Origin of the sequence: Campylobacter majalis (genome assembly GCF_905120465.1) — a bacterium.
Lineage (GTDB): Bacteria > Campylobacterota > Campylobacteria > Campylobacterales > Campylobacteraceae > Campylobacter_A > Campylobacter_A majalis.
Window position 1 is genome coordinate 1 of sequence record NZ_CAJHOF010000009.1, and the last position, 12873, is coordinate 12873.

Annotated in this window: 9 protein-coding genes; 1 reads left to right on the top strand and 8 read right to left on the bottom strand. The window is 34.8% G+C overall.

Going from position 1 to position 12873, the window contains the following annotated elements:
* Positions 1-134: 134 nt before the first annotated feature.
* From LQU93_RS05675 to LQU93_RS05695, 5 genes are read right to left on the bottom strand one after another with little or no spacing between them, the layout of a single operon-like run.
* Positions 135-980: a class I SAM-dependent methyltransferase gene (locus tag LQU93_RS05675; RefSeq protein WP_229932918.1), complete on the bottom strand. Its 846-nt coding sequence runs from the start codon at positions 978-980 to the stop codon at positions 135-137.
* 11 nt (positions 981-991) lie between these two features.
* Positions 992-2146 carry an MFS transporter gene (locus LQU93_RS05680; protein ID WP_229932919.1) on the bottom strand — a complete coding sequence of 385 codons (1155 nt, stop codon included), beginning with the start codon at positions 2144-2146 and terminating at the stop codon, positions 992-994.
* On the bottom strand, positions 2139-3905 hold the full coding sequence (locus LQU93_RS05685) for an ABC transporter ATP-binding protein (RefSeq protein ID WP_229932920.1): 1767 nt from the start codon (positions 3903-3905) through the stop codon (positions 2139-2141). The genes LQU93_RS05680 and LQU93_RS05685 overlap by 8 nt, the downstream gene beginning before the upstream one ends.
* Positions 3895-5637, bottom strand: a complete 1743-nt coding sequence (locus LQU93_RS05690) for an ABC transporter ATP-binding protein (protein ID WP_229932921.1) — start codon at positions 5635-5637, stop codon at positions 3895-3897. The genes LQU93_RS05685 and LQU93_RS05690 overlap by 11 nt, the downstream gene beginning before the upstream one ends.
* An 8-nt stretch (positions 5638-5645) precedes the next feature.
* Positions 5646-7718, bottom strand: coding sequence for a TonB-dependent receptor (locus tag LQU93_RS05695; RefSeq protein WP_229932922.1), 2073 nt, complete (start codon positions 7716-7718; stop codon positions 5646-5648).
* Between the two features lie 109 nt (positions 7719-7827).
* On the opposite strand from LQU93_RS05695, the gene LQU93_RS05700 reads away from it, so the two are divergent.
* Positions 7828-8787, top strand: a complete 960-nt coding sequence (locus LQU93_RS05700) for a helix-turn-helix transcriptional regulator (protein WP_229932923.1) — start codon at positions 7828-7830, stop codon at positions 8785-8787.
* A 60-nt stretch (positions 8788-8847) separates the two neighbouring features.
* Here LQU93_RS05700 and LQU93_RS09940 read toward each other — a convergent pair whose 3' ends face one another.
* The 3 genes from LQU93_RS09940 to LQU93_RS05710 form a co-directional block, all read right to left on the bottom strand.
* Positions 8848-8970 carry a hypothetical protein gene (locus LQU93_RS09940; RefSeq protein ID WP_268250048.1) on the bottom strand — a complete coding sequence of 41 codons (123 nt, stop codon included), beginning with the start codon at positions 8968-8970 and terminating at the stop codon, positions 8848-8850.
* A gap of 566 nt (positions 8971-9536) precedes the next feature.
* Entirely contained in the window at positions 9537-11258 is a 1722-nt protein-coding gene (locus LQU93_RS05705; protein ID WP_229932924.1) for an ATP-binding protein, read from the bottom strand.
* Positions 11258-12871 (bottom strand): fatty acid--CoA ligase, encoded by a 1614-nt coding sequence (locus LQU93_RS05710; protein ID WP_229932925.1) that lies wholly within the window; start codon positions 12869-12871, stop codon positions 11258-11260. Before LQU93_RS05710 ends, LQU93_RS05705 begins: the two co-directional genes overlap by 1 nt.
* Positions 12872-12873: the final 2 nt, after the last annotated feature.

Sequence of the window (12873 nt, forward strand, 5' to 3'; positions counted from 1 at the left end):
TCCCATTTTATCGCTATACTTGCCTTTGCCTAAATTTATAGCTATGACTTCGCACTCATCATCTTTAAAGCTTTTAAATTTTAAATTCATCTGGCTTCTACCGCCGATATATGCTGCGTTTGGATTGCGTATGACTAAGATTTTACAACATTTAAGTTTTTCTTTTTTAGCTCAAATACAAACATCTTGTTTGCATTTACTATCTGCGGTATAAAACACCCAATAAATCCGCCAACTCCCCAGTGACTTTTATACATATTCATCATCTTTGCAGTTTTTATATGAGATAACTTATCACTCCACGCTAAGGCCTCAGAAATGTCATCAATACCGTAAAAATCAAACTTATTTTTCATAAATTTTATCACATCATGCCTACCCTTACTCATCTGTTTTGCCATAAATTTATTTAAAAAATCAAGCATGATCACCCCATCAAACCTCTCGCCTAAATTTCTAAAAAATCCGCTCATCATCTCATTATTAAAATACATCGCAATGCCCTCAAGTATAAAACAAAACTTAGCCCCCTTGTGCTTACTAGCAAGCTCGTCCATCCAAGCCGTTTCAAACATCGATGAGGCTATGTAGAAGTTATTTTTCGCTTTTGGTATGAGATTTTCTCTAAGTGTAATGACATCTGGCAAATCTATATCATAAAAATAGGCGTTTTTGCAAATCCCCTCAAGCCTAAGCGGTCTAGTATCAAGCCCAGAGCCAACTTGCACGATGACAACATTTTCATTTTGTAGATAAAATTTCACGGCCTCATTATCAAAAAATTTAGCCCTTATGACTATGCCGACCCTACTCATCTTGCTTTTGTTAAATTTAGTAAAATCATAGTCAATCCCGCTTACGACATCGCCTGAAAAAGCGTCACTTAATATAGGCTCATCGCTTTTAAAATCAAGACTTCGCATATATAAATTTATAAGCAAAGTTTCAGAAATGCCATCACTAAAATCGATTTTATACATAATGTTTCCTTTTAAAAATATCTATAAATTTTTACAAAATAAAAAAGAGTAATGAGAGAAAACACGCACGAACCTACCACAACCGTAGCGTATCCAAACAAACTCGCTAAAACCATGCCAAGGTAAAATGCAATAAACTGAAAAAACAAATTTGCACTGCTTTGGATAGAGTACTCACTAGCTAGTGCGTTTGGCGATTTTTGCATCATTATAGTTGAAAGCATCGTCATACCAGCCACATAAACGCTATACATCAACGCACAAACTAAAAGCACTTGATAGTATTTGGTGTAACCATTTAGCATAAATAAAATGCTTAATATGCTAAAACTTTGAAAAAATACTAAAATTATAAGGCTATTTTTTGCCCCAAATTTACCAATCAAAAATCCAGCCAAAACGCTTCCAAAAAAGCCAAATGCCATACCATAGATGTGAAGGACTTGACCGATAAGCTCTAGCTCCCAGCCTATATCAACAAGCATAGGATTTAAAAGTCCAAAGGCTGAGCATATGCCAATTGACTGTAAAAATAAAACGCTAAGCCACGCCTTTTTACCCTTGAAAAATAATATCATCTCTTTAAATTTCAAGCTTTCGTTAGTTAGAATTTGAGTATTTTCTTTATAAAATAATACATTTATCGCAGAAATCGCCGTTATCACAGCCAAAAAACACACAGTGGCATTCCAGCCAAATTTTGCGTAAATAATAAGCGTAAGTCCGTTGCCAACGATATGCCCTAGCATAGTGCCTGCAAATTTAGACGCATTTATCTTTTCTAGTCCGAAACTATCAGAAATTTTCATAAAAAACGCATTTGAAGCGACTGTGCTACCCATACTAATAAATGATATCATTAATGCTAGCAAGATGATACTAGCTAGGTTTTGCCCGATATCCAAAAAGCTAATCACAGCCAAAATCGCCACCACCAAGCACTGAGCTGCGATGATTATCTTTTTGTATCTGCCGTTTGCGATTTTATCGATTAAGGGCGCAAACAAAAAGCCAAAAACAAGGCTAAATCCCATAAATCTCAAAAGTCCAACTTGTTCCAAGCTCATGCCATCTTGCCTAAGTATAGCGATAAGCCCCTCGCTAAAAAAGCCGATACTAATATACTGAGCGATACACAGAGTGCAAATAAGCGAAGCTTTATACATCATTGCTCGATATTTTCCAGCTTTTTGCACTTTGGGTTGATTGCCACATTTGATAATATTTGCCAGTTGTATCTTTTATAAGTTCATCGTGAGTGCCTTTTTGAACGAGCCTTGATTTATCAAAAACTAAAATTTGATCCGCTTTCATTATCGTTGATAGGCGGTGAGCGATGATGAGTATGGTTTGATCCTTGACAAGGGCATTTATCGCCTTTTGCACTCCAGCTTCACTTTGCGTATCAAGTGCGGCTGTTGGCTCATCAAGCATGATGATGGGAGCATCTTTTAGTATGGCTCTTGCTATACTTATGCGTTGTTTTTCTCCACCACTTAAATTTTTACCCATATCGCCAACCACGCTATCATAGCCATCTTTTAGCCTAGATACAAACTCATCGCAGTTTGCACTAATACCAGCTTGTTTTACAGCATTTTCATCGGCGTTTAAATTTGCCATTAAGATGTTGTTTTTTATGCTATCATCAAACAAATAAACATCTTGAAACACCACAGAAAGAAGTTTAAAAAGATCATTTTGTGGGATATTTTTTATATCAATTCCACCTATTTTTATGCTTCCTTGATCACAGTCTGCATATCTCATCAAAAGCTTAGTTATCGTGCTTTTACCACTCCCACTAGCTCCTACGATAGCGGTGAGCGAGTTTTGCGGGATTTTAAAGCTCACATTTGTTAAAGCGTTTGCGTTTGATTTTTCATAAGCAAAACTTACATCATCAAACTCTATGTCAAAATTCTTAGGAACTGAGTGTGGCTTGCTAGTTTGTAGCTCTTTTAAATTTAGTATCTCATTTGTATGCTTAAATGCCATGTCTATTAGATCAAAGAGCGACGCAACGGGCAATAAAACAGACATCGGCTCTATCACGCTTGAACTTATCACAAGCACTGCTATCACCACGCCCACACCAACTAGCTCAGCTTGATTTAGATAGACCCCAACACATAAGGCTATCATCATAACGCCAATGCCTATAAACCCAAAGGCTATCGTTGGCAAGGCACTTATGTTGGCTGCTTTTTGCTGTATGAGCTTTACATTTTCTATGCTTTTGTTTAAATTTTTTGAGTTTGCTCCGACTAAATTTAGTGAGCGTAAAACGCCGATACCTTGGATGTATTCGATGATTTGAGATTCGAGCTTTGCATTTGCTTTGATAAACTCATCTTTTTCCGCGATGGCTAGTTTTCGCCTTAACTTATAAAGCCAAAAAGCTATGGGAAAAGCTATGGCAACTATCAAGGATAGATAAGGTGCGTAAAAAAGCGAGACTAAAAATATACTAATAGCTATGATTACAGGCTCTAAAAACATAGAAGGTATCATATTCATAAACATCACAGCCTCATCAACGCTACTTGAAAGCATGGCATTTAACTCGCCTGTTTTATATCTTGTTAGCGTTTGAAGTGGTAAATTTGTAAGCTTTTTACCAAGCTTTTTACGAAAATCATAGCCAACATCTATAAACACACCACCATGATCATAGTCTGCACTTTTAAATTTAAACACCATAAAAAGTAAAAATACCACGCTCATAATGGCTAAAACGATAGTTAAAATTTTATGATTATTTTGCGTTAAAGCTATAAAAAACTCAAAAAAACAGAGCAAAAACGCACTCTCAAATAAGATCGCTAAAATGCTACTAAATAGGCTTTTTTTATAGGCCTTTTCGTGGTTGGCTGAAATTTGCAAAAATGTCTTGTATAAAGATAGGATTGATTTAGTTTGCATTTTTGCCCCTTATGTTCCAAATTTGTGCGTCTTGATAGGTTTGCCAAAGCTTTTTATACTCACCATCTTGCGTGATTAACTCATCATGAGTGCCATTTTGGCAGATACTAGCATTTTTAAAGACAAAAATTTCATCCACACAAGCTATCGTTGATAGGCGGTGAGCGATGATGATGGCTGTTTTGTTTTTTATCAAATTTGATATAGCTTTGATGATTTGCTCCTCGCTTAACGCATCGGCAAATGCCGTAGCTTCATCAAGTACGATGATGGGAGCATCTTTTAGTATGGCTCTTGCTATGCTTATGCGTTGCTTTTCTCCGCCACTTAAATTTGCTCCTCTTTCGCCAATTACACTATCATAGCCGTTTTCAAGACCCATGATAAAATCATGTATATTTGCCGCTTTTGCAGCGTTTATGACCTCATCTTTTGTTGCGTTTGGCTTTGATTTTATGATATTTTCATATATCGTTTCGTTAAACAAAAAGACATCTTGAAATACAAATGAGATGAGATTGTTTAGATCTTGCATAGCTATATCTTTGATATTTATACCACCTATTTTTATATCACCCTCACTTACATCATAAAATCTTGGTATCAAGGTAGCTGCCGTGCTTTTACCAGCACCGCTTTCGCCTACAAAGGCGATTATTTCACCGTTTTTTACATTGAAATTTATATTTTTTAAGGCAAACTCATCTTTGTTAGGATATTTAAAACTTACATTTTTAAACTCTAAATCATAGCCATTTGGCACCTTTGGCAAAGGCGAGATAAAAAGCTCTTTGGTATTTAAAAACTGCATTATGCTAAGTGCTGCGGCGTTTGATTTCATTATGAAATTTCTAAGCATCATAAGTGGCATAAACACACTAACAAATCCAGTGCCAACGAGCAAACAGCCTACAAAATCGCCAAGCATTAGTGAGTTATTAAGATAAAATATTGCTCCGGCAACGCTTAGTGCAAAATATGTCGGCAATGGGCTTAAAACAGCTATTGCTAACTTAGATGAAAGGCTAGAAAAGCTAAGCCACTCTTTAAGCGAGTCTGCATAGTTTTTTAATGCTTCATCGTATTTATTAAAGCTATTATCGGTGTTTGAAAACGTGCGAACCACAGCCATAGCTTGGATAAATTCAATTATCGAAGCGTTTATTAAAGCTGTTGCGTCATCGTATTTTTGCCTATATTTTGTATTATCTTTAAAGGCAAACATAAGTATAAATCCGCCTACAAAAAACACTCCAATGCTAACCAAAAACATCCTATAATCAAGCCACAAAAGTGCGATCATACTAGCCACTGGCAATACGCTAAGGCTACCAAAATAAGGCGTAGTATCAGCCACATATGAGTGAAGCTCTTTTACATCATTTAGCATGATTTTTTTAAGCTCACCTGTGCCTAGGCTTATCACATCTCCATATGGGATTTTAGCCATCTTTGATGAAATTTTAACCCTTAAAATTTGCTCTAATTCAAACGCGGCTTTATGCGAAATACCAAAGCCAAACATTCTAAGCAAAAGCTCAGCTACAACAAACACTCCAGCCAAAACAAGCAAGTCTATCCTTATCTCATTTTGCACTAAATTTGAGATGATAAGGGCAAAAAGGCAAAAAGCTAGGACTTTTGATATGGCTGAAAGTGCCGATAAGATAATGCCTAATACTATCTTAGCTCTGACTGGCAAGATAATCTTAGATAGTGCTTTTTCTTGCATATTAACCCCTAAAATGAGTATCTAACTCCAAGCCCAAATTTTCTAGGGTCGTTAAAATGCACCATACCGTATCGTCCAGAGTGCTCCATATAGCTTTGCACGTATTTTTCATCTGTTATATTTGTCACATAGCCATAAATATCAAAGTCTTTAAATCTATATCCGATTCTTGTATCAGCACTCAGCCACGCTTTTTGCTTTTGTGAGTTCATGGCATCAAAATACGTATCTCCCTTCGCATTTGCATCTAGCCGTGCATAAAATCCACTTGGATGAGCGTAGCTTATGCCAAATGTTGCGCTGTATTTCGGTGAGTATTGTATCTTTTTGCCTTTTGCAATTTCATTTCCGATATACTCTTTGTATTTTGTGTCTAAAATAGCAAATGAACCGCTAATGTCCACCTCGTTATTTAGTCTATAAAGTGCCTCAAGCTCTACGCCTTTTGAAGTCGCCTTGCCGCCGTTATCAGTTAGATATAAATTTGGTGGAACTATTGAGTATGTGTGAATATCTTTTATGTCCATATAAAATGCACTTAATGAAAATCTTAGTGCGTTATCAAAGGCATTTCCGCGAATTCCAAGCTCATAATTATTGCTTGTTTGTGGTTCGAATTTATTTTTTGGATGATCTTGTGTTGAGAAGTAGTTATGTCCGCCCGCCAAATAGCCCATAGAGTAGTTTGTAAATACGCTTAAATCATCATTTAAAGCATAAACCACGCCAAGTTTTGGTAAAAATTTACGCCACTTAGCTTCATCTTTATAGTCATAATCAGCCATGCCCAAAGCAGGGTTTGGCGTTTGATAACGCATTTTTAAATCCATATCTTTTTTGATCTGCTGATACCTGCCACCAGCACTAAGTGTAAGTCCGTCTATAATCTCATAATTTGCCAAAGCAAACACAGCCATGGTCGTGGCATCAAACTTAGCTGGTGCATCTTGTGCATTTGACATGCCAGGACCCATAGAAAACTCCTGTCCCATTGCTTTATTTTCGGTTTTTTCTTTTTCGAAATAAACCCCAGCTACCCACTTAAACCTATCATTGCCCAAGCTGTTTAAGCGTAACTCTTGCGTGATGGTATCTATCTTTACATTTTGCCATTGTGTTAAACCGTCGTTTAAATTTCCAGCACCATAATCAGCGTCATACATACCATTAGCAGTCGAGCTTTTGTGTGTTGTTAGCGACGTTAGCTTTATCTTGTCAAACTCATACTCAAGTCCAAGTGTTTGCGCAAATGACTTTGAATCAGTTGATGAAGGCATATCAAAATTTGCATGTTTTGCTTGATCTCTTGTTATCTTACCTAAAAATCCTGTCCCACCCTTGTAAAAATAATCCTTTTGCTTATCCGCGCTTAGAGTTAGTCTTAGCGTTAGCCTATCGAGTGGCTTTGCTGTAAGCATTGTGTTAAATTTATAGTTTCTGTTTTTATTTGCTTTTTTATCACCATTATAGTCGTTTTTTATCCAGCCATCATCACTGCTTAAAACTCCGCCTAAATTTAAAAAGAGCTTATCGTCTATTATCGCACCATTTGCGTTTGAACTAAGGTTTAGATAGTTATACGAGCCGTATTCCGCTCCCAAATTTCCACTCCACTCATTTTGTGGTTCTTTTGTGATGATGTTTATTACGCCACCGATTGAGTCCTTGCCATATAATGCCCCTTGTGGTCCTCTTAGAATTTCAACTCTTTCTACATCGGTTAAAAATGCGTTGTAGTTGCCATAAGTGCTACTTTGTGGAATCCCATCTATATAGACAGTTATTGGATTTGAGTTTGTAAAATCTGATTGATTAATGCCTCGAAAATTTACGCGAGTTTTTGATATAAAGACAGATGAGTTTAAGTTTGGCACCTCTTTTATGATGTCATTTACGCTTTTTATACGCCTTTGTTCTATGATGTCTTCATCTAGCACGCTAATGCTTTGTGCGACATTTTTTATATTTTCTTCCATTTTATTCGCACTTACTATAACTTCATTTAGTTTTACATCACTTGCACCAAAAAGATATACGCTAGTTGCTATAGATAGAGCAAAAACAACCTTTGCGTTTTTCATAACCACTCCTTTTAAATAAATTTTAATCGCCATTTTACTATAATAAGATAATTGTTATCAATATAATAATTAACGCTAAAAGGATTATTTTTAACGCAAAAGGGATAAAATGGCTAAAATTTTAGATATAGTTGAGTTTTTAAGTAAAACTAAGCAAGATGTAGCCCCTATAAATGATAAAAATTTTGGCTCTTCTTTTTTTGCAAACTCGGACATTAAATACAAAATAAGCTTTTTTAACACAGGTCATAATATGTGCTACTGCGAGTATGAGTGTGCTTGTAATAAGGATATATCGCTTTATATGCAAGAAGAAAGTGGCTACTCTTTTATATGCTTTAATGTAGGCGATACAGCAAGTGCATATGGACATAATAAAAATAAATTTCATCTAAAACCAAACGAGCTTTGGATAGGTAAAATAAATGCTGATTTTAATGGATTAAACCATTATGAAGGCAATAAAATTTATAAAAATAAAGCCATAATGATAAGCGATGAGCTAATGAGAGAGTTTGAAATTTTTAAGAGCTTATCTTGCAGGGATGATAAATTTAACTTTATTTCAAGTCAGATAATACAGTCGCAAAATATGATTTTAAATGATATTGATAATGCAAAATACTATACTGGAAAACTAAAAGAGATCTTTTTAGAATCAAAAATTTTAGAGCTTCTTTATAAAACCTTAGCTCAAAATAATTTGGATTTTACAAGTTGTGACACGAAATACCTTATAAAAGCCAAAAATATCATGCTTGAAAATCTACAAAATCCACCCACTATAAAGGAACTAGCCCATCTTTGTGCGACAAATGAGTTTAAGCTAAAGAAGGAATTTAAAGCCCACTTTGGTACTACCATACACGCAATGCTGCAAGATGAAAGACTAAAAATCGCCAAAGAGCTTTTAGTAAAGGGCGATATAAATGTCAGTGAAGCCGCAAATATGGTAGGATATGCAAACCTCTCGCACTTTGCAAAGATTTTTAAAACCAAATTTGGAGTTTTGCCAACACAGGCTATAAAGCAAAGAAGTTATTATATTGTGGATAGAATTTGTTCTTAAAGTATGTTGTAAAAAATATAAAATTTAAAAAGTGTTAAATTTTACGGCATTTTGCCATACTTACATAGCACAAGCCATATAGACATTGCCATCTTGTTTTAATATAGCATCTATTTGCGATACAAAGTTAAAAACTTGCCACTTACCGCACTTGCTACGACCTTTTAACTTCACATAGGACAAAAAGTATCTTTGTTAATCTCGTTTTTAAATTTTGAGATATTTTAGCATTTAGATGTCATTAAATTAAAATTTCTACTTACACTCATAAGTAAAGAAGTAAAAACATTTTAAAATTTAACAAAATTTATTTTTAGAAATTTAAAAACAATATAAATTTTAAGCCCCACAAACCCAAAAATCCACTAAATCACTCTTTAACTGCTATACTATAAATTAAAAACAAATACATATATAAAGTTTTTAAAGTCTCTTAATAAATTTTATAAAATTATAAAGTATTTTTTACTTCACTAAGCTCATAACTTTTTAAGAAGTAAATGCTCGCATAAATGATATAAAGAAGGTTATACTAAGTATGGGTGCTAAGTAAGTTTATAAAAATATAAAAAGAGATAGTTTTTGTTATACTTGTTTTTAAATGTTGATAATTAAGTAAAAAAGTGTGAGTTTAATAACAAAGAAAACTTATATCAAGTTTTCTTTAAATTAATAAAAAATGGGGTTGGGTTTAAGTTTATTAAAAATTTGAAAATCCAACGTCTAGCTAAAGTGATAAATTTACTAATTTAGCGAAGTAGCCCTACTCGCTTCTCATCGCCAAATGCAGAGCTTAGCTCTCGCTCAATACTTACCTTAAAGTCATCCATGCAAAATATCGCATCATCTTTAACAGCCACTTTTAGTGCCGTATTTTTCATAACAAGCACTATTTGTGCACCGCTTAGATTGTGCTCGGCTAGTTTTTCTACACTAAATCCATCTTCAAAATCAGCATTTTCCGGCAAAACCTTACGCCAAATCGCCAAACGCGACTTATAATCTGGCTTTTTAAACTCTATTTTATAGTCAAAACGCCTAGAAAATGCACTATCAAGACTTTCTAAAAAATTTGTCGTAGCTATTAGCACACCCTCAAACCGCTCAATCTGCTCTAAAAATATATTTTGCATTTGATTATGCATCTTATCGACACTCCCACCGCCACCTATGCGAGTGCTTAAAAACTGATCGGCTTCATTTAATAGCAAAACTGGCTCTGATTTTGTTCTTTTGCATATGTCTTTATAGCTATCAAAAATTTTTCTTACATTTTGCTCACTCTCGCCAACATATTTGCTTAAAATTTTAGAACAATCAAAGCTTAAAACCTGTTTTTTAAGGCTCTTAGCCAGACTTACCGCACTCATTGTTTTGCCAGTTCCAGCCTCGCCGTAAAATATCACTTTTGCATCTATGCCTTTGCGATTTTTAATACCCCAACTATTTAAGCGAGATAGCACTTTTTTATCTACTTGGCGAAGTATTGTGTTTAAAAGCTCTTTGGTTTTTTCGTTTAGCACAACATCATCAATGCTCGTAGTTGGCTCAATTAGTTCAAAAATTTCTTGCTCTTTTACCACATTTTCAAGTTTGATTTTTTTATCATTTTTTGAATTATTTGGATGCATTATGGATTGTAAAATTTCCTCATTTATAAAGAAATTTTTACTTATCGTTGAAAATGCACTATATATCTCATCATACTCTATAAGTCCGCTCTCAACGAGCTTAGAGCTATCATCAAGTAAAGTTTTATTTTTCATCCTATCAAATTCATCATCGCTAACTAACCCAATTAACGAGTTAAGTTCTCTTGAGTTTTCAAAATCATTAATATATTCAAGTCTTAAAAGCGTTAAAAATATCAATTGCTCTTTTTCATTGAGTGCATGTTCTTTGAAAATTTGCTCTACACTTATGTAAATTTTGCTTAACTCTAAACGTGATTTTATATGATTTTCAAGTCTTGTTATCTGCGATTTAACACGCTTGTTAGCCTCACTTTGACTTAAAAAAAGTGAATTTTTCTCATACAGCTCAACTCTTAAAAACTGATCTTTTAAATAACCCAAATGATCATCATAAGCTGAAATTTCAGGCAAGTGCATGTCTAAATTTCCATCTTCTAAAATTTTTAAAAAGCTAGGGCTTAATGAAATTTCTGTATGCAAAAGCGATAAAAGCGTAGCATGATTTGGCTTATTTTCTGGCTTAAAAAGTCCTATACCTTGCACTACCCAGCCATTATCTATTAGTGATTTTAAATCAGCTAAATAATTTAGATGATTGTTGTTTTCTGTGCCAAAAACAAAACTAAGAGTTTCAAAAACACTAAGCAACCCAACGCCTTGCACATATGATTTTGCAAGATGTTTTAAAATTTTAATCTCATTTTCATTTGCGTTAATTATCGTTTCGACCTGAGAATTTTCTGTTTTCGCGTTTAAAAACTCTAGCAAATACTGCATTAAATTTTATCCTTAATCTGCTCTTTTAGCACACGTTTTAGCACTTTGCCAGTTGCGTTTCGCGGAAGCTCTTCTGAAAAATATATATTTTTAGGGATTTTGAAATTTGCTAGATATTTTTTCAAATACGCTCTTAGCTCTTTTTCTTCAATATCCATGCCTTCTTTTAGCTGCACAAATGCCACCACCTCTTCATCAGCATGCTCATCACTTATGCCAATAACCGCACACGCCTCGACCTCTTCGCGCTGATAAATTACCTCTTCTATCTCTCGTGGATAGATGTTAATACCCTTTGAGATGATTAAATCTTTTTTGCGATCTACGATGTAGATAAAACCATCTCCATCAACCCTACCTAAATCGCCCGTTTTTAGCCAACCGTTTATGATAGTATCGCTATTATCAAGACCATAATAACCCCTCATAACACAATCGCCTTTTACAATTATCTCACCGACCTCGCCAATGCTTAGCTGCATCATCTCATCATTTACTATTTTTATCTCATAGCCATCAAGTGGCTTACCAACGCTTAAAAGCTTTTGCTTTTCTAATAAATTTGAAGCCACAACCGGAGAGCATTCGCTAAGTCCATAGCCTTCTATAAGCTTTGCACGTGGAAATTTTTGTGTAAAATCATCGATGGTTTGTTGTGCTAATGGTGCTGCACCGCAAACAAAAAGGCGAACTTTGTTAAACCATTTAAAATACCATGGGATTTTAGCCTTTCCTATGGCTGTGTAGATAGCTGGAACCCCTAAAAATATTGTTGCACGTTTTAATAGTGTCTGTTTTAAAACATTAGAGAATGGAAACACCGATTTTACAAGTATCACAGAGGCACCAACGTGCATAGGAAGCACGACCATGGTAGTAAGTGTAAAGCTGTGAAACATCGGCAAAAACACGACAAATCTATCTTTTGAACTAGCCTTAAACCTATTTGAAACGCCAACGATATTTGAATAGATATTTTTATATGTTATCATTGCACCTTTTGGTTTGCCAGTCGTGCCTGATGTATAAATAATATGACACAAATCGTCTAAATTTGCCTTACACTCGTGAGAAATGGCATTTGGAAATTCAAGCAACTCTGCAAAACTAACATGCTTAATATCATCGCTAAACTCACCACCCAAATACAAGCTCTCAGCCTCTTCTTCATATGTCTTATCAAGTGGAGCGGATTTGACAAAACCATTTGGGACGTCGCTGACCCATATGAAATGATGTATGCCAAGCTGGTTTGCCTTCTTAAGCTCTTTAGCATACGAGCTTGAAAGTATCAATACCTTTGCTTCGCAGTCTTTTACTATATAGCTTATCTCGTCAAATTTTAAAAACGTATTTATAGGCACAGCTACTGCACCAAGTGCAGTTATGGCGTAATAGCTTATGATAAACTCTTGCGAATTTGTAACCAACACAGCCACTTTATCGCCGTATCTTATGCCAATACTCTCTAAATATCCAGCCACCCTATCCACTTTTGTTTTTAACTCGTCATAACAAAGCTTTATCTTATCGTCATATATAGCTACGGCATTTGGCTTATCTTTTGCGATTTGAGTTAAATTTTCATACAAGTTTTGATATTTATATCCCATAT

Excerpts from the sequence above, each read along its gene's own strand:
- LQU93_RS05675 (WP_229932918.1), bottom strand. The coding sequence starts at position 980 with ATGTATAAAATCGATTTTAGTGATGGCATTTCTGAAACTTTGCTTATA.
- LQU93_RS05680 (WP_229932919.1), bottom strand. The coding sequence starts at position 2,146 with ATGTATAAAGCTTCGCTTATTTGCACTCTGTGTATCGCTCAGTATATT.
- LQU93_RS05685 (WP_229932920.1), bottom strand. The coding sequence starts at position 3,905 with ATGCAAACTAAATCAATCCTATCTTTATACAAGACATTTTTGCAAATT.
- LQU93_RS05690 (WP_229932921.1), bottom strand. The coding sequence starts at position 5,637 with ATGCAAGAAAAAGCACTATCTAAGATTATCTTGCCAGTCAGAGCTAAG.
- LQU93_RS05695 (WP_229932922.1), bottom strand. The coding sequence starts at position 7,718 with ATGAAAAACGCAAAGGTTGTTTTTGCTCTATCTATAGCAACTAGCGTA.
- LQU93_RS05700 (WP_229932923.1), top strand. The coding sequence starts at position 7,828 with ATGGCTAAAATTTTAGATATAGTTGAGTTTTTAAGTAAAACTAAGCAA.
- LQU93_RS05705 (WP_229932924.1), bottom strand. The coding sequence starts at position 11,258 with ATGCAGTATTTGCTAGAGTTTTTAAACGCGAAAACAGAAAATTCTCAG.
- LQU93_RS05710 (WP_229932925.1), bottom strand. The coding sequence starts at position 12,871 with ATGGGATATAAATATCAAAACTTGTATGAAAATTTAACTCAAATCGCA.